We start from the raw sequence: 15,451 nt of genomic DNA on the forward strand, positions 1-15,451 counted from the left end.
TCAGCCCCCGCTCACTGGCCTTGGATGGCCGCCAGCATCGTTTTGACGTGGCCGTTGATGAAGCGCAGCGTCGCCTCATACTGCACGGCGTTGTCGGCAAAATTGGCCCGCTGCTGATCCAGGTCCACCGTGTTTTGATCCAACGACGGCTGGGTGCGCAGCTGGTAGGTCAACCGCGCTCGATCCGAAGCCGTCTGCGCCGCCGTGCGCAGATGCCGCGCATCGTCACCGGCCAGCGCCAGCGCCGGCGGCTGCCCGGCTTGCAACGCCGGCGACACCGACGCTGCCGCGCGGGCCTGCTGCAAGGCAGCGCGAAAATCGACCTCCCGCGCGATGTAGCCGGGCGTGTCGGCGTTGGCGATGTTGCTGGCGATGACCTGCTGGCGCCAGGCGCGCACCTGCAGCGCCTGGCCCAAAACGTCCATGCGCTCGGTTAGACGGTTGATCATGGCGTCCTCCATCGAGCAAACGGGGTGTGGCGCCCCAACGCCGACCCCCGCCTTGAACGCAGCTGGATCCTTTGGGGCGGTCGGTGAGCCGCATTGTCAAAAACTTAAGGGCACGCAAAAGCCCGATCAACGACGATCAAACGGCGCTTTTGCGGCTTTTGCCGCAGAGCCATGCGCCTACAGTGACGGTCATGAGGCTCACCCTTGGTTCGGCTTGGCTCGGCGGCTCCCCGCTGCCAACCGCCACCCTTTGGGTGGGGGGACTGAGGCGCGGCCGGACACGCTGGCGCCAGGCGCTGGCCGCGGCGCTGGCGACCTGGGGCGTGCTGAGCCACGCCGCGCCCGTCGGCTCGGCCCAGTGGCGCAACGACATGGCGCATTGGCTGCAAGTGCAGGCCGACACCCAAATGCAAGCCGTCCCGCTGGCCGGACAACTGCGGGCGCAGGTGGAAGTCGGCAGCCTCGATCCACGGCTGCGGCTGGCTCCGTGCGAGCGCGTGGAGCCCTACCTTCCCCCCGGCACGCGGCTGTGGGGCCGCAGTCGCATTGGGCTGCGCTGCACCGATGGGCCTGTGGCCTGGAATGTGTTTCTGCCCATCTACGTGCGCGTGTGGGGGCCCGGTTGGGTGCTGAACCAACCGCTGCCGCCCGGCACCCAATTGGAGCCCGCGCACGCGCAAGCCACTGAGGTGGAGTGGACGGCGCAGCGACAAGCGGTGCTGGTGCAGCCGCAGGACTGGGTTGGCCAGCAAACCACCCGCGCAATGGCCGCAGGGCAAGTGTTGCTGGCCGGCAGCGTGCGAGCCCCTCAGGTGTTTGCCAGCGGCAGCACCGTCAAGCTGCGGGTGCAGGGCCCCGGCTTTACGCTGACCGCCACCGGCGAAGCCTTGGCGCCCGGCCACCTCGGCGAAACCGTGCGCGTGCGACTGCCCAACAAAAAGGTGGTGCTCGGCACGGTGGTGGATGCCACCACGGTGGATGTGCCACTGTAGCGCATAAGCACAAAAAGCGCTAAAGTTCAGCCTCAAGTTGTCGATATGGCTCTCAGCAAGGCTCGGTTTGGGCCTGGAGAGTCGCCATGAAAGTTCAGACCTCGCCTGACGTTACGCTCGGAGCGCCGGCTGCGGCAGTGCCCAAACGCCCCGAAACGCGGGCGCAGTCGGCTGCGCCCTCGGTAGCGCCCGCAGCCAGCAGCAGCGTCAAGTTGTCGCCGGTCACTCAGGAAATGACCAACGGCGTGGCGCGCTCCGGCACCGATGTGTTTGATGCGGCCAAGGTCGAGGCGATGCGCACCGCCATCCAAAACGGCAGCTTCACCGTCAACCCTGAGGCGATCGCCGACCGGATGCTCGCCAGCGCCCGAGAGATGCTGGGCGTGGCCAGCGGCGCAACAGCCCGCTCGCGCGGGTAAGCGCCGGTTCCTCCCGATGGACGCGGCAGCCGACGACGCAACGGCGACGCTGCAAGCGCTGCTGCGGCAGCTGGACGACGTTCTCAATGTCACGGTTCAGCACGCCTCCGGCGAAGCGTCTGTGGAATCGTTGACCACCGCCTGCGCGAGTCTGGCGCAGGCTTTTTTGCGTGCGCGCGCGACGTTGCAAGCCTCGCGCGATCGCCTGCCCGCGCCGCTGCTGCAGCGCATGCAAGCCAAGTTGCAAACACTGCATGAGCTGCACGCCCGCCTCAACGCACAGACCCGCGCGGCGTTGGCAGCGCTGTGGCCGCAAGACGCGCTGGATGCTTACGCCCAGCTGGGGCGCCAAGCGGGGCCGCGCACACGGTGGTAGCGCGCAGACCGCGATCACCCTGCTGCGTGGCCCGCTTTCCTGCGTTTTAGTGCTCGCGCAACTTCGCACGCAACCGCGCCACCGCCTGCGAGTGCAGTTGACTGACGCGCGATTCGGTCACCCCGAGCACGGCGGCAATTTCCTTTAAGTTCATGTCGTGCTCGTAATACATGCTCATCACATACTGCTCGCGCTCGGGCAGCTTGGCGATGGCCTCCACCAACGCGGCACGCATGCGCTGGTCGGCCAGAAGGCGCTCGGGGTCGGCATCCCGGTCTTCGGGCAAATAACGATCCAAAAAACCCTCTTCGTCTTCGCCCTTGTTCCCCAGGTCTTCCAAATACACCAGCTGCGTGCCGCGCAAGCGTGACAGCGCTTCGTGGTATTGCGCCAGCGTCATCCCGAGCTCCTCGGCAATTTCGGATTCACGCGGCGGACGCTGCAGCCGCTGCTCCAGCCGGTGAATCGCCCCCTCGATGTCCTTTTGCAGCTTGCGCGAGCCGCGTGACAGCCAGTCGGCTTCGCGCAGCTCATCCAGCATCGCGCCGCGGATGCGCTGGCTGGCGAAAGTCTCGAACTGCACACCCATGGACGGCTCGTAGCGCGCCAGCGCCTCGGCCAACCCGATCATGCCGACTTGGATCAGGTCGTCAAGCTCCACGCTGGCGGGCAAGCGCGCGATCATCAAATGCGCGATCCGGTGCACCAGCGGCGCATACTGACGCAGCTGCGCATCGCGGTCCAGCGTGCCCTTGGGGGTGTACATGCCAAGCTCCAGCTCTGGACGCCCCCCGCAGGCTGTCGCAAGGTCCTTTAGCATGCGGCCGACGGCCTCCGTTCGGGCCCGAGCGCGCGCGCTTCAAGCAGCCAGGCGGTTTCCAGCACTTGGGCTGCCATCGACGCATCCGCCTGCGCCTCCCGCTGGGGGAGCGGGCCCTCATAATACCCGAGTGTCCAGACCGTTGGCCGCCAGCCGAGGTGCTGATGGCACGTGCGGCCCAAGGCGGTCAGCGCGGCTTGCAAGGCGGGCTCTTCGCCAGGCGCTTGAGCCAGAGCCAACACCAACGGACTCAGGCTCGCAAGCCGCAGCGTTTTGAGCGCGCGGTAGGCTTCCACCAAGGATGTCGGTTGCGCCAACAGCGGCACCAGCGGCGCGCCGCCTTCGCGCGGCCACCAGCGCGCCAAAACCTGCGCATCGGCGCGCCACAACCAAACGTCGGCTGCCGGCGCCTCATCCCACAGAGGCGGCGCTGCGGCCACGGCGCCGCAGCTTAAGCCCAGCGCCGCCCAGCCCGCTTGCAGCCGGCTGGCCAGCGCCGAGCTGCCGGGCTGCTCCACCAACGCCACCACGCGCAATGGGGGCTGCAACCTCCAAGCCGCCAAGCCCGCCGCCTGATCCCGCAGCCAACCGCCCGCCTCAAGCATGGCCAACCCCCTGAGGCTGCCAGCCACCCGCCACGGCATCGGCAAAGAAATACGGCAGCTCCTCGCGCTGCGGCTCAAAGGGCGATTTGGCGCCGCCGCCCATCGACAAGCGCACCAACGCCGCGGCTTCCGCCCGCTGCCAGTCCTCCGGCACGCGCTGGCCGGTGCTCAAGCCCCGCAGCGTTAGCTGGTGACGCAACAGCGCATCCACCGCTGGGGCCAGCTTGACCGCCTCATCGACCTTGGACAGCACCGCGCCGTGCAACCCCAGCCCCTTGTAAGTCTGCACCACCTCATCGAGCGTGTCGCCGTGCCGTCCGGCGTCCAGCACCAGCAGTTTCTTGACCGCGGGAGCCTGCAGCAGCGCCAGCATCTCCTTCAGCCGCGGGTCGCGCTGGCTCAAGCCCGGGGTGTCGATCAGCACCAAACGTTTGCCCGCCAACAGCTCCAGCAGGTCTTGCAGCGCGGCCTGGTCGTGCGCCTGGTGCGCCACCACGCCCAGCATGCGGCCATACGCGCGCAGCTGCTCGTAACCCGCCACGCGGTAGGTGTCCAGCGTGATGAGGCCGACGCTGCCCGCGCCGTAGGCGCGCACGCACTGCGCGGCGAGCTTGGCCACCGTGGTGGTCTTGCCCACGCCGGTGGGGCCCACCAGCGCAAACACGCCGCCTTCGTCGCACGGCAGGCCGGGCTCGCGCGCCACGCGCAGGTTGTGCGCCAGCACGTCCAGCACCCAGCGCCAGGCGCCAGCGGCGTCGAGCTGCGCCGGCAGCCGCTCCAGCACCGCGCGCGCCACCGTTGGCGAAAAGCCCGCGCGGATGAACTTGTGCATCAGCGTGGACTGGATCGGGCTCAAGCGCGCCTGGCCGAGCCACGCCAGCGTCTGGAAGCGCTCCTCCACCATTTGCCGCAGCCCTTCCAGCTGGGCGTTGAGCTGCGCCGCGGCCGGCGACGGCGCCGCTGCCGCACCGGTTGGACGGGGCGGGGCCGCTTTCGCCGCCGGGGCCTGCGGCGCCGCGGCGCCGAAGTTCAGCGTCACGTCGGCGCCGCGTGGGGCCACGGGCGGCTGCGGCGCAGCCGCCGACGGCTCGCGCCGCGCCGCGCGTGCCGGTTCGACCGGCGGTGGCAGCTTGCCCTCCAGCGCCGCCTGACGCTTGCGCAGCATGCGCTCGCGCACATACTCCTGGAACGACAGCGTGCTCATCGCCAAGGTTTCGGCATCTTGCACCACGCTGCTGTCAGGCGACAGCGGCGGCAGCTGCGCCGCGGCGCGCTGCTGCAGCGACGCACGGCCGGTGGATGCCGCGCCCGACCCCGCCGTGCGTGCCGGCTGAACCGGCTGCGGCGCCACCTGCGCAGCCAACCGCGCCAGCGCCTCCTCGGAAGTGGCCACCACCTCAAAACCGTCTGCGGTGGAGCGCGTGGACAGGATGACCGCCTGCTCGCCGAAGGCGGCGCGCGCCAGGGCCATGGCCTCGCGCGAGTTGGGGGCGACGAAGCGTTGCGCGTTCATGCGGGCTCTCCAAGGATCGGGCCGATGCGGATGGTGTGGGTGTCAGGGATTTCGCTGTGCGCCAGCACCGCCAGGCGCGGCGCGGCGCGGCGCAGCAGGCGCGCCATGGCCTGGCGGATGGCGTCGGGCACCAGCAACACCGCAGGCAAGCCGGCTTCTTCTTGGCGTTGCGCCACCTGCGCCGCCGAGCGCGTCAGCATGTCGGCCACGCCGGGGTCGAGCACGCCGTTGCCGTTGGGGCCCAACGCTTGCACGAGGATGCGCTCCAGCTGCGGTTCGATGGCGATGACCTCCAGCTCCTGCTGCGGGCCATAGAGCTGCTGCACGATCGCCGGGGCCAGCGCCACGCGCACGCGCCGCGCCAGCTCCTGCGGATCCTGCGTGCCGCCGGCGTGCTCCGCCAGCGTCTCGACGATGGTGCGGATGTCGCGGATGTGCACGCCTTCCTCCAGCAGCAGCTGCAACACCTTCTGGAACACGCCGATCGGCACCATGGTCGGGATGACTTCGTCGATGAGCTTGGGGGCGAGTTTGCGCACGTGCTCCACCAGCTCCTGCACCTCGGTGCGCGACAGCAGCCGCGCCGCGTGCACCTGCATCAAGTGTGACAAATGCGTGGCCAGCACGGTCTCCGCATCAACGACGGTGTAGCCGGCCATTTGCGCGCTTTCCTTCTGGCGCTCGTCGATCCAGGTGGCCGGCAGACCGAACGCCGGGTCGGTGGTGGCTTGGCCGATCAGCGGCGTGCGGATGTGACCGGGGTTGATGGCCAGAAACTGGCCCGGGAACACCTCGCCCTCGCCGACCACCACGCCGCGCAGCGTGATGCGGTAGCTGCTCGGCTTGAGTTCCAGGTTGTCGCGCACGTGCACCGGCGGCGGCAAAAAGCCCACGTCCTGCGCGAACTTCTTGCGCACGCCCTTGATGCGCGTCAGCAGGTCGCCGCGGCGGCTGCGGTCCACCAGCGCGATCAGCCGATAGCCCAGCTCCAGCCCGAGCAAGTCCACGGGCTGCAGGTCGTCCCAGGTGGCCTCGGCGTCCGGGGCGGCCGCCGGGGCCTGCGGCGCCGCCTGCGCCTTGGCCTGCTCGGCGCGGCGGCGCTGTTGCGCCAACCACCACGCCGAGCCGCCGGCCAGCAGGGCAAACATCAGGAACACCCCGTTGGGCATGCCGGGGATGACGCCCAACAGCGCCAGCACGCCGGCGGTGACGCCCAGCACCTTGGGCGAATCCAGCATCTGGCTGACGATCTGCTGGCCCAGATCTTCTTCTTTGCCGACGCGCGAGACCACCATCGCCGCCGCCACCGAGATCAGCAGCGCCGGCACCTGCGCCACCAGCGCGTCGCCCACCGACAGCGTGATGTAGCTGTGCGCGGCCTGCTCCAGCGTCAGGCCGTGCTGCAGCATGCCGATGGCAAAGCCGCCGATCATGTTGATCAGCAGGATCAGGATGCCGGCGATGGCATCCCCGCGCACGAACTTGGAGGCGCCGTCCATGTTGCCGAAGAAGTCGGCCTCCACCGCCACCTCGGCGCGGCGGCGCTTGGCCTCGGCCTGGTCGATCAGGCCGGCGTTGAGGTCGGCGTCGATGGCCATCTGCTTGCCGGGCATGGCGTCCAGCGTGAAGCGCGCGCCGACCTCGGCGATGCGCTCGGCGCCCTTGGTGATGACGACGAAGTTGATCACCACCAGGATCAGGAACACGATCAGGCCGACGGCGAAGTTGCCGCCGATCAGAAAGGTGCCAAACGCCTCGATGACCGCGCCGGCCGCGCCGGGGCCGGTGTGGCCCTCCATCAGCACCACGCGCGTGGAGGCGACGTTGAGCGACAGCCGCAGCAGCGTCGTCAGCAGCAGCACGGTCGGGAAGGCGGTGAAGTCCAGCGGCCGCTTGATGTAGGCGGCCACCATCATCACCGTCAGCGCAATCCCAATGTTGAGGGTGAAGAAGGTGTCCAGCAGCCACGGCGGCAGCGGCAGCACCAGCATGGCCAGTACCAGCATCACCAGGATCGGCGCAGCCAGCGCCTGGCCGTGGCCGCGCAGCGGGGCCAGCGTCTGTTGCAGCGACTGCAGGGCGGCGTTCATCGTCGTCGTTCGGGTTCAGGCAGAAGGGGGGACTTCAGCGCGGCCCCTGGCCACGCAGCGGGTCGAGCTCCAGCGGCACCTGCGGCCGCGGCGGCTTGGGCAGCGGACCCTGGCCGCGCAGCGCGGCGCGCAGCCGATAGACATACGCCAGCACCTGCGCCACCGCCGTGAACAGCGCCGCCGGCACCGGCTGGTCGAGTTCGGTGTGGGCGTAGAGGGCGCGCGCCAGCATCGGCGCCTCCAGCACCGGCACGCGGTGTTCGCGCGCCAGGTCGCGCATGCGCAGCGCCAGCAGGTCCGCGCCCTTGGCGATGACGTGCGGCGCGGCCATCGTGGCCTCGTCGTAGCGCAGCGCCACCGCGTAGTGCGTCGGGTTCATCACCACCACGTCGGCCTGCGGTACCCGGCGCACGCTCTGGCTGTAGGCGATCTCGCGCGCGCGCTGGCGGCGCTTGCTCTTGATCTGCGGGTTGCCCTCGGTTTCCTTGAACTCGTCCTTGACCTCCTGCAGCGACATGCGCAGGTTGTGGCGGTACAGATACTGCTGCAGGGGCACGTCCACCACCGCCACCAGCAGCACGATCGACAGCATGGCCGCCACGCCGAGCATGAACCACTGCCCGGCCTGCACCAGCGCCGGCTCCAGCGGGCGCAGCAGCAGACTGGCAAAGTCCTGCACGTGCGTGGCCACATACCAGCCGCCAATGGCGGCGATCAGCGCCGTGATGGCCAGGAGTTTGAGAACCTCGAACAGCTGCTGGCGCGAGAACAGGCGCTTCAAGCCGCTGAGCAGCCCGATCTTGGACCAATCCGGCGCCAGCGGCTTGACGCTGAAGGCCACCGAGCGCGCCGCCACCAGCGCCAACACCACCAGCGCGATCAGCGCCAGACCCAGCGGCAGCACCAGCGTCAGCCCCTGCTGCAGGGCGGCGGCCAGCTGCTCCAGCATCACGCGCGGCTCGCGCGCGGCGGCGGCATCGAAGCGCAGCCCGGCGCGCATCGTCGCGCGCAGCCGCTCGTAGCCCCACGGCAGCGTGAACCAGACGAGGCTCAGCCCCGCACCGAGCACGACCAGATGCGTCAGGTCGCGCGCGCGCGGCACCTGCCCTTCCTCGCGCGCCTTCTGCAGGCGCCGCGGGGTGGCGGGTAAGTTCTTGTCTTGGGTGGAATCCATGGCGGCTCAGGCAGCCGAGGCTGCTTCAGCCGCATTGTGGGTCGGCAACGGCGCAGGCTAAAGACCAAGAAGCGCCGCCGACGCCCCCGTTATCTGGCCATCACGCCTCAAAAGCCGAGGCTGGCCAGCAAATCGTCCACCTGCTGCTGGCTGGTCACCACGTCGGTGCGGCCTTCAGGATTGACCACCGGACCGGAGAGCTCGCGGCGCCCGTGGCTGGGCTTGGCCGCCGGCTCAGCCGCCGTGCTTTCGGCGGCGTGAGGTGCGGTTTCGATCAGCAGCTGCACCAGTTGTTCTTCGAGCGTGCCAGCCAGCGCCACCACCTTCTTGATCACCTGACCGGTCAGGTCGTGAAAATCCTGCGCCATCATGATCTCGGTCAGGTGCGCGTCGGTGCGCTGCGCCGCCGATTGAATCTTTTGCGACCATTCCAGCAGCTCCGGCATCGCCCACTTCAGCCCCGGCACGCCGCCAATGGTGTCCACCAACTGGCGGCTGGCTTCGATGACGGTTTGCTGCTCCGCCTTGGCCTCATCCACGCGGTTGAGCACCTTTTCGGCCGCCTCACCCGTCAGGCGGGCGATGTATTCCAGCCGGCTGCGCGCGTCAGGCAGCTCGCCCACCGCGTCTTTGAGCGCCGGCATGTAGCCAAGCTCCTTGAGCGCCTCGTGCAGCTGGCGCGTGATCTCGCCCAGGCGCTGGTAGATGTCGCTTTTGCCGTCGGCGGGGCTGTTGGGGGCTTGCTCGGTCACGGCCATTCCTTCCCAGCTGGGGCGTGGGCGTTACGCCCAGCCCATTTTGCGGAAGATGTTGGTGAGCTTTTCTTCCAGCGTGGCTTTGGTGAACGGCTTGACGATGTAGCCCGCTGCTCCGCCCTGCGCGGCGGCGATGATGTCTTCCTTGCGCGCCTCCGCGGTGACCATCAGCACTGGAATGTGCTTGAGCTTTTCGTCCGATTTGATGCTGGTCAGCAGCTCAAAGCCGTTCATGTTCGGCATGTTGATGTCGGAGATCACCATGTCGAACTTGCCGTTGCGCAGCTTGTGCAACGCCACCGAGCCGTCCTCGGCCTCATCGGCGTCGGTGTGCCCCAGCTCTTTGAGCAGGTTGCGCACGATCCGCCGCATCGTGGAGAAGTCGTCAACGATCAAAAAGCGCACATGGGCCATGGATGACTCCGTCCGGATGGACGCTTAAGTTTAGCGCGGCGCACCGCCGGCGCTGGCCCGCTCGGCCGCCGCGCCCACCGCTTGCTGGACTTGGCTGCTTTGGGTGATTTCGGTGGCGGCTTCCAGCGACTTGGTCATGCGCTCTTCCGCCTCACGGGTCAGCACCAAGATGCTGATGCGACGGTTGCGGGGATCAAACGGGTTGTCCGGAAACAGCAGCTGCTTGTCAGCCATGCCAACCACGCGCGCCAGCTTGCCATCGGGCAGACCAGCCGCCACGAGCTCGCGACGCGAGGCGTTGGCGCGATCTGCCGAGAGCTCCCAGTTGCTGTAGGCCCGTTCGCCGCTGCCGTAAGGCGTGGCGTCGGTGTGCCCCGACAGCGCGATGCGGTTGTCCACTTCTTTGAGCACTTCGGCAATGGCGCGCAAAATATCGCGCATGTAGGGTTTGAGCAACGCGCTGCCGGTGTCAAACATCGGACGGTTTTGCTCGTCGATGATCTGAATATACAGCCCGTCTTGCACCATCTCCAGCCGGATCTGGTTTTTAAATTCCGCGAGCTTAGGGTTGACGTTGATAATCGATTCAATTTTGTCGCGCAGCAGCGCGATGCGTTGACGATCCAGCCGCAACGCTTCTTCCCGCGCCAATTGCGTCGCAGCGTCGCGCAACGCCTCGACTTCACCGCGCGCCACTTCTCCCGACTTTTTGGTCAAATCGTCGCCGCCGCCGGTCAAAATGCTGGCCGACCCGCCCGGCCCGGGCCCACCAAACAGCAGCACCCGCAGCGGTAGATTAAAGTAATCTTGAATGCCTTTGCGGTCGCCTTCAGTGGTGGAGCCCAGAAGCCACATCAACAGGAAAAACGCCATCATCGCCGTCACAAAGTCGGCGTAGGCAATTTTCCATGCGCCGCCATGCGCGCCGTGCCCGCCCTTTTTGACGCGCTTGATGATGATCGGTTGCAGCGGCTTGCCTGAAGCGCTCATGATGCGGATGCTTGACCGGTGCGGGAACTGCCCGTCTCGTTATTTTTTCTTGACGTGCTGCTCCAGCTCCGCAAACGTCGGGCGCGCGGTCGAATACAACACCTTGCGGCCGAATTCGATCGCGGTCATCGGCGCGTAGCCTTGCATGCTGGCCAGCAACGTGGTTTTGATGCAGTGCAGCTCTTTGCTGGCCTCGTCGATTTTTTGCTCCAGCAAGCTGGCCAGCGGCTCGGCAAACGCATACGACAGCAAAATGCCAAGGAACGTGCCCACCAGCGCCGAGCCGATCATGCCGCCCAGAACGGCCGGCGGCTGGCCGACCGAGCCCATGGTGTTGACCACACCCAGCACCGCCGCCACGATGCCAAATGCCGGCAGCGCCCCGGCTAGGCGCTGCAGCGCCGCCACCGCGGCGTGCTCTTCGGCGTGGTGGGTGTCAAGCTCGGCATCCATGATGGCTTCGATCTCGTGCGCGTTGAGGTTGCCTGACACCATCAGGCGTAAATAGTCGGTGATAAATTCCACCGTATGGTGATCGCTGGCGATGGTAGGGTATTTTTGAAACAGCGGCGAGGCTTCAGGATTTTCCACATCGCCCTCGATCGCCATCAAGCCTTCTTTGCGGGCTTTTTGCAGGATGTCATACAGCAGCGCGAGCAAATCCATAAAGCGCTGCTTGGTGTATTGCGAACCTTTGAAACAGCGCCCTAGCCCTCGCCCAACCCCTTTAAGCACCGGCATCATGTTGCCGGCGATAAAAGCCCCGATGGCGGCGCCGAAGATGGTGGCCATCTCAAACGGCAGGGCCTTCAAAACGACGCCAATGTTGCCTCCGTGGGCAATGAACACCCCGAAGACGCAGGCGAGCACGATCACCCAGCCGATGATGACGAACATGGCGCTACCTGATGGTGGTTGGAGCCGACTTGATTCTATCGATCAGCCTGCGCCGCCAACGTGGCGGCAAGCGCTGCCAGCTCCGCCAGGCGCGCCACGCCAACATCGCCAGCGCCCCAACGCGCCGCGGGCGGCGCGCCATCCACCAAACGCCCAACGCCAGCGGCAGCCACGGATGCCGTCGCAGCCAACGCCAGCCGCCCCGCAGCGTGTCAACGGCGCTGAAAGCCGGCTGCAACCCCGCAGCGTGCAGCGCCAGCCGCTCGCGCAACTCGGCCGAGCGCTGCAACAACTGCGCGCGGCGCGCTGCCAGATGAGCGCGCAGGCCCAGGGGCGCTTCAACCTTGGGAAGCGGCGTCGCGTCCGCCACGCAAGCGCTCCACATCGCGCGCCAATTCCGCACGGCTGGCGGCAAACCATGCCACGCCGCGCAGACGCTGCCAGCCGACCCACGCCGCCGCGGCGCCGGTGGCCATCAGCACCCCGCTGGCCAGCGCCAGCGCCAACACGCGCTGCGTGTCCCACAGCAGCACCGTCAACAACACCAGCAGGCACACCAAGGCCGCGGGCAGCAACAAGGCCGCCGCCATCATCCAGGCCAGGCCGCGGGCCAGATCCAGCGCGTGTTCGGAGGCTTCCACCCCCAGCAGCGCCAACCGCACGTGCGCCAGCTCAAGGGCATCGCCAAGCCAAGCCCGCGCCGCTTGCGCCAGCGGTCGCGAACCCGCTTCGGTTTCGGGGGTGGCCATCGACGTTGCCGCCCCTTGCTTGCGGCGCTGCTTAGCGCCGCCCGATCAACATGCCGACCAGCAACCCAATGCCGGCGGCCACGCCGATCGCCTTCCACGGGTGCTCGTGCACGTAGTGGTCGGTGGCGCGCGCCATTTCGCGCGTGCGCTCGCGAATGGCGGCCTCGGCGTCGGCCAAGCGGTAGCGCACGTTGCGCAGGTTTTCCTGCAGGCGCTCGCGCAGCTCGGCCACGCGCTCGCCGGTGCTGTGCGCGGTGGCGGCCAGCAGCTCTTCGGCGTCGGCCATCACGACTTTGAGGTCGGCCACCAGTTTGTCTTTCGGGTTGAGCGTGCTGTCCGTCATCGTGACCTCCTTGGAGTTGGGTTGGATGCTCTCGCGCACTGTATCACGCCGGCTGCGGGTTGCGCAGGCGGATGTGCAGCTCGCGCAACTGCTTCTCGTCCACGGGGCTCGGGGCGTGCGTCAGCAGGCACTGCGCGCGCTGCGTCTTCGGGAAGGCGATCACGTCGCGGATCGACTCGGCGCCGGTCATCAGCGTCACCAGACGGTCCAGCCCAAAGGCCAGCCCGCCGTGCGGCGGCGCGCCGTACTGCAGTGCATCGAGCAGGAAGCCGAACTTGGCGCGCGCCTCGTCCTCGGTGATCTTGAGCGCCGCGAACACCTTGCGCTGCACGTCGGCGCGGTGGATGCGCACCGAGCCGCCGCCCAGTTCCCAGCCGTTGAGCACCATGTCGTAGGCTTTGGCCAGGCACGCGCCGGGGTCGGTGTCCATCAGGTCCTCGTGGCCGTCCTTCGGCGCGGTGAAGGGGTGGTGCACCGCCACCCAGCGGCCCTCGTCCTCGTCGTACTCGAACATCGGGAAGTCCACCACCCACAGCGGCGCCCAGCGGTCCTCGAACAGGCCGTTCCTGCGGCCGAATTCGCTGTGGCCGATCTTGACGCGCAGCGCGCCGATGGCGTCGTTGACGATCTTGGCCTTGTCGGCGCCGAAGAACAGCAGGTCGCCATTTTGCGCCCCGCTGCGCTGCAGGATGGCTTGCAGGGCGGCGTCGTGCAGATTCTTGACGATCGGCGACTGCAGCCCGTCGCGGCCGGCGGCCAGATCGTTGACCTTGATCCAGGCCAGCCCCTTGGCGCCGTAGATCTTGACAAACTCGGTGTAGGCGTCGATCTCGCTGCGCGACAGCTGGCCGCCGCCCGGCACGCGCAGCGCGACGACACGCCCGCCCGGCTGGTTGGCCGGCCCGGCAAACACTTTGAACTCGACGTCCTTCATGACGTCGGTCAGCTCGGTGAACTCCATCTTGACGCGCAGGTCGGGCTTATCGGAGCCGTAGCGCGCCATCGCCTCGGCATAGGTCATGACCGGAAACTCGCCCAAATCCACGCCAATGGTGTGGGCGAACACCGTCTTGATCATGTCTTGGAACAGGTCGCGGATCTCCTGCTCCGTCATGAACGAGGTCTCGATGTCGATCTGCGTGAACTCCGGCTGGCGGTCGGCGCGCAGATCCTCGTCGCGGAAGCACTTGGTGATCTGGTAGTAGCGGTCGAAGCCGGCCACCATCAGCAGCTGCTTGAACAGCTGCGGCGACTGCGGCAGCGCATAGAACATGCCGTCGTGCACGCGGCTGGGCACCAGGTAGTCGCGCGCGCCCTCCGGCGTGCTCCGGGTCAGCATCGGCGTCTCGATGTCGATGAAGCCGTTGGCGTCGAGGAACTTGCGCACCTCCATCGCGACGCGGTAGCGCAGCATCAGGTTGCGCTGCATGGTGGGGCGGCGCAGATCCAGCACGCGGTGCGTCAGGCGCGTGGTCTCGGACAAATGCTCGTCATCGAGCTGGAACGGTGGCGTGACGCTCGGGTTGAGCACCTCGATGGCGTGGCACAGCACCTCGACCTTGCCGCTGCGGATGGCCTCGTTGACGGTGCCTTCGGGGCGCGCGCGCACCACGCCCTTGACCTGAATGCAATACTCGTTGCGCAGCCCCTCGGCCGTGGCGAACATCTCGGGGCGATCGGGATCGCAGACGACCTGCACCAGACCCTCGCGGTCGCGCAGGTCGATGAAGATGACGCCGCCGTGGTCGCGCCGCCGGTGCACCCAACCGCACAGGGTGACCGCCTGGCCGATCAAGGCTTCGCTGACCAGGCCGCAGTAATGGGAGCGCATCAACATGATGGAGGTTGCCTCTTAAAACAACGGGCGGCGCGCTTACGCCGCTCCGGGGATCGATGCGGACGCCACCGCACCCCCCCGACGCGCGCCGGGCACGATAACGCCCATGGAAATGACGTAGGTCAGCGCCTCATCGACGCTCATCGCCAACGGGATCACATCGCGACGGTGCACGATGACGAAATAACCGCCGGTGGGGTTGGGCGTCGTCGGCACATAGACGCTGAGGTAATCCTGCGGCGGCAAGTGCCGCGCCACATCGCCGCCGGGCGCGCCGGTCAGGAAGGCGATCGTCCACAGCCCCTCGCGCGGCCACTGCACCAGCAGCGCCTGGCGAAAGGCGTTGCCCTTCTCCGACAGCAGCGTGTCGGAGACCTGCTTGACGCCGGAGTAGATCGAGCGCACCACCGGGATGCGCTGCAGCAGCGCGTGCCACCACGCCACCAGCTGGTTGCCGACGTAGTTGGACGCCAGCGCCCCGATGCCCAGCACGATGGCCAGCGCCAGCAGCACCCCCATGCCGGGCACGCGCACGCCGAGCCAGCGCTCCGGCTGCCACGCCTCGGGCAGGATGTTGAGCGTCTGGTCCAGCGTGGAGATGACCCACTCCAGCACCCACAGGGTGACGATCAGCGGGACCAGCACCAGCAGGCCCGACAGCAGCCAGCGCCGCAGCGCCGCGCCGATGCGCGCGCGCTCAATGACAGGCACAGGCCGCCCCGCACGGGGTGGAGGCCGCCTCGCCGCCGCTGGACGACGAGGATGAGGACGACGACGCCTCGGCGGACGCTCCGGCCGCCGCGCCGGCGCCAGCGGCCTTGGCAGCCCCGCCGCCACTGTTGCGGAAGTCGGTCACATACCAGCCGGTGCCTTTGAGCTGAAAGCCGGCGGCGGTGAGCTGCTTGCGAAACGTCGGCGCGCCGCACGCCGGGCACACGGTCAGCGGCTCATCCGATACTTTTTGCAACACGTCCTTGGCGTAGCCACAGGACTCGCACTTGTAGGCGTAAATAGGCATGGCTGCACCT

General features: G+C 67.8%; 19 protein-coding genes. 3 read left to right on the forward strand and 16 right to left on the reverse strand.

The window, feature by feature from the left end; translation table 11 throughout:
- Positions 1 to 11 precede the first annotated feature (11 nt).
- Positions 12 to 449 (reverse strand): flagellar basal body rod protein FlgB, encoded by a 438-nt coding sequence (flgB, locus tag Talka_RS02230; RefSeq protein ID WP_143889491.1) that lies wholly within the window; start codon positions 447 to 449, stop codon positions 12 to 14.
- A 191-nt stretch (positions 450 to 640) separates the two neighbouring features.
- Between flgB and flgA the strand changes: the two genes are divergently transcribed.
- The 3 genes from flgA (at position 641) to Talka_RS02245 (ending at position 2,236) form a co-directional block, all read left to right on the forward strand.
- Positions 641 to 1,441 carry a flagellar basal body P-ring formation chaperone FlgA gene (flgA, locus tag Talka_RS02235; RefSeq protein WP_143889492.1) on the forward strand — a complete coding sequence of 267 codons (801 nt, stop codon included), beginning with the start codon at positions 641 to 643 and terminating at the stop codon, positions 1,439 to 1,441.
- 86 nt (positions 1,442 to 1,527) lie between these two features.
- Positions 1,528 to 1,860 (forward strand): flagellar biosynthesis anti-sigma factor FlgM, encoded by a 333-nt coding sequence (gene flgM / locus Talka_RS02240; protein ID WP_143889493.1) that lies wholly within the window; start codon positions 1,528 to 1,530, stop codon positions 1,858 to 1,860.
- Positions 1,861 to 1,876: 16 nt separating this feature from the next.
- On the forward strand, positions 1,877 to 2,236 hold the full coding sequence (locus tag Talka_RS02245) for a hypothetical protein (protein ID WP_143889494.1): 360 nt from the start codon (positions 1,877 to 1,879) through the stop codon (positions 2,234 to 2,236).
- 46 nt (positions 2,237 to 2,282) lie between these two features.
- Here the strand turns inward: Talka_RS02245 and Talka_RS02250 are convergent, their stop codons facing one another.
- From Talka_RS02250 to Talka_RS02320, 15 genes are all read right to left on the reverse strand, one after another.
- The gene (locus Talka_RS02250) at positions 2,283 to 3,002 is read right to left on the reverse strand and encodes an RNA polymerase sigma factor FliA (RefSeq protein WP_143889495.1); all 720 of its coding nucleotides are present in this window, start codon (positions 3,000 to 3,002) and stop codon (positions 2,283 to 2,285) included.
- A gap of 47 nt (positions 3,003 to 3,049) precedes the next feature.
- Positions 3,050 to 3,661 carry a hypothetical protein gene (locus Talka_RS02255; protein ID WP_143889496.1) on the reverse strand — a complete coding sequence of 204 codons (612 nt, stop codon included), beginning with the start codon at positions 3,659 to 3,661 and terminating at the stop codon, positions 3,050 to 3,052.
- Positions 3,654 to 5,174, reverse strand: coding sequence for a flagellar biosynthesis GTPase FlhF (gene flhF, locus Talka_RS02260; protein WP_143889497.1), 1,521 nt, complete (start codon positions 5,172 to 5,174; stop codon positions 3,654 to 3,656). Before flhF ends, Talka_RS02255 begins: the two co-directional genes overlap by 8 nt.
- A complete protein-coding gene (flhA, locus tag Talka_RS02265; protein ID WP_143889498.1) occupies positions 5,171 to 7,264 on the reverse strand; it encodes a flagellar biosynthesis protein FlhA in 2,094 nt (697 codons plus the stop codon). The genes flhF and flhA overlap by 4 nt, the downstream gene beginning before the upstream one ends.
- Positions 7,265 to 7,298: 34 nt before the next feature.
- The gene (flhB, locus tag Talka_RS02270) at positions 7,299 to 8,438 is read right to left on the reverse strand and encodes a flagellar biosynthesis protein FlhB (protein WP_143889499.1); all 1,140 of its coding nucleotides are present in this window, start codon (positions 8,436 to 8,438) and stop codon (positions 7,299 to 7,301) included.
- Positions 8,439 to 8,545: 107 nt separating this feature from the next.
- Positions 8,546 to 9,190, reverse strand: a complete 645-nt coding sequence (locus Talka_RS02275) for a protein phosphatase CheZ (protein ID WP_425472624.1) — start codon at positions 9,188 to 9,190, stop codon at positions 8,546 to 8,548.
- 30 nt (positions 9,191 to 9,220) lie between these two features.
- On the reverse strand, positions 9,221 to 9,607 hold the full coding sequence (gene cheY / locus Talka_RS02280) for a chemotaxis response regulator CheY (protein ID WP_143889501.1): 387 nt from the start codon (positions 9,605 to 9,607) through the stop codon (positions 9,221 to 9,223).
- Positions 9,608 to 9,637: 30 nt separating this feature from the next.
- On the reverse strand, positions 9,638 to 10,597 hold the full coding sequence (motB, locus tag Talka_RS02285) for a flagellar motor protein MotB (RefSeq protein ID WP_143889502.1): 960 nt from the start codon (positions 10,595 to 10,597) through the stop codon (positions 9,638 to 9,640).
- Between the two features lie 39 nt (positions 10,598 to 10,636).
- The gene (gene motA, locus Talka_RS02290; protein WP_143889503.1) at positions 10,637 to 11,494 is read right to left on the reverse strand and encodes a flagellar motor stator protein MotA; all 858 of its coding nucleotides are present in this window, start codon (positions 11,492 to 11,494) and stop codon (positions 10,637 to 10,639) included.
- Between the two features lie 4 nt (positions 11,495 to 11,498).
- Complete coding sequence (locus Talka_RS02295) at positions 11,499 to 11,864, reverse strand: YqjK family protein (protein ID WP_185970035.1); 366 nt, start codon at positions 11,862 to 11,864, stop codon at positions 11,499 to 11,501.
- The gene (locus Talka_RS02300; RefSeq protein ID WP_143889505.1) at positions 11,833 to 12,243 is read right to left on the reverse strand and encodes a phage holin family protein; all 411 of its coding nucleotides are present in this window, start codon (positions 12,241 to 12,243) and stop codon (positions 11,833 to 11,835) included. The genes Talka_RS02295 and Talka_RS02300 overlap by 32 nt, the downstream gene beginning before the upstream one ends.
- Before the next feature lie 31 nt (positions 12,244 to 12,274).
- Positions 12,275 to 12,586, reverse strand: a complete 312-nt coding sequence (locus Talka_RS02305) for an ElaB/YgaM/YqjD family protein (protein ID WP_143889506.1) — start codon at positions 12,584 to 12,586, stop codon at positions 12,275 to 12,277.
- Positions 12,587 to 12,629: 43 nt separating this feature from the next.
- Positions 12,630 to 14,423: an aspartate--tRNA ligase gene (gene aspS, locus Talka_RS02310; RefSeq protein WP_143889507.1), complete on the reverse strand. Its 1,794-nt coding sequence runs from the start codon at positions 14,421 to 14,423 to the stop codon at positions 12,630 to 12,632.
- Positions 14,424 to 14,459: 36 nt separating this feature from the next.
- Entirely contained in the window at positions 14,460 to 15,134 is a 675-nt protein-coding gene (locus Talka_RS02315; RefSeq protein ID WP_246100534.1) for a DUF502 domain-containing protein, read from the reverse strand.
- Positions 15,121 to 15,441 (reverse strand): FmdB family zinc ribbon protein, encoded by a 321-nt coding sequence (locus Talka_RS02320; protein ID WP_143889508.1) that lies wholly within the window; start codon positions 15,439 to 15,441, stop codon positions 15,121 to 15,123. Before Talka_RS02320 ends, Talka_RS02315 begins: the two co-directional genes overlap by 14 nt.
- Positions 15,442 to 15,451: the final 10 nt, after the last annotated feature.

Source organism: Tepidimonas alkaliphilus (assembly GCF_007556595.1).
Taxonomy (GTDB): domain Bacteria; phylum Pseudomonadota; class Gammaproteobacteria; order Burkholderiales; family Burkholderiaceae_C; genus Tepidimonas; species Tepidimonas alkaliphila.

What these genes read in the sequence shown, in the direction of transcription:
- flhA (WP_143889498.1), bottom strand. Translation starts at nt 7,264, where the DNA reads ATGAACGCCGCCCTGCAGTCGCTGCAACAGACGCTGGCCCCGCTGCGC.
- motB (WP_143889502.1), bottom strand. Translation starts at nt 10,597, where the DNA reads ATGAGCGCTTCAGGCAAGCCGCTGCAACCGATCATCATCAAGCGCGTC.
- aspS (WP_143889507.1), bottom strand. Translation starts at nt 14,423, where the DNA reads ATGTTGATGCGCTCCCATTACTGCGGCCTGGTCAGCGAAGCCTTGATC.
- Talka_RS02245 (WP_143889494.1), top strand. Translation starts at nt 1,877, where the DNA reads ATGGACGCGGCAGCCGACGACGCAACGGCGACGCTGCAAGCGCTGCTG.
- Talka_RS02305 (WP_143889506.1), bottom strand. Translation starts at nt 12,586, where the DNA reads ATGACGGACAGCACGCTCAACCCGAAAGACAAACTGGTGGCCGACCTC.
- flgM (WP_143889493.1), top strand. Translation starts at nt 1,528, where the DNA reads ATGAAAGTTCAGACCTCGCCTGACGTTACGCTCGGAGCGCCGGCTGCG.
- Talka_RS02320 (WP_143889508.1), bottom strand. Translation starts at nt 15,441, where the DNA reads ATGCCTATTTACGCCTACAAGTGCGAGTCCTGTGGCTACGCCAAGGAC.
- cheY (WP_143889501.1), bottom strand. Translation starts at nt 9,607, where the DNA reads ATGGCCCATGTGCGCTTTTTGATCGTTGACGACTTCTCCACGATGCGG.
- Talka_RS02300 (WP_143889505.1), bottom strand. Translation starts at nt 12,243, where the DNA reads ATGGCCACCCCCGAAACCGAAGCGGGTTCGCGACCGCTGGCGCAAGCG.
- flgA (WP_143889492.1), top strand. Translation starts at nt 641, where the DNA reads ATGAGGCTCACCCTTGGTTCGGCTTGGCTCGGCGGCTCCCCGCTGCCA.
- flgB (WP_143889491.1), bottom strand. Translation starts at nt 449, where the DNA reads ATGATCAACCGTCTAACCGAGCGCATGGACGTTTTGGGCCAGGCGCTG.
- flhB (WP_143889499.1), bottom strand. Translation starts at nt 8,438, where the DNA reads ATGGATTCCACCCAAGACAAGAACTTACCCGCCACCCCGCGGCGCCTG.
- motA (WP_143889503.1), bottom strand. Translation starts at nt 11,494, where the DNA reads ATGTTCGTCATCATCGGCTGGGTGATCGTGCTCGCCTGCGTCTTCGGG.
- flhF (WP_143889497.1), bottom strand. Translation starts at nt 5,174, where the DNA reads ATGAACGCGCAACGCTTCGTCGCCCCCAACTCGCGCGAGGCCATGGCC.
- Talka_RS02250 (WP_143889495.1), bottom strand. Translation starts at nt 3,002, where the DNA reads ATGTACACCCCCAAGGGCACGCTGGACCGCGATGCGCAGCTGCGTCAG.
- Talka_RS02255 (WP_143889496.1), bottom strand. Translation starts at nt 3,661, where the DNA reads ATGCTTGAGGCGGGCGGTTGGCTGCGGGATCAGGCGGCGGGCTTGGCG.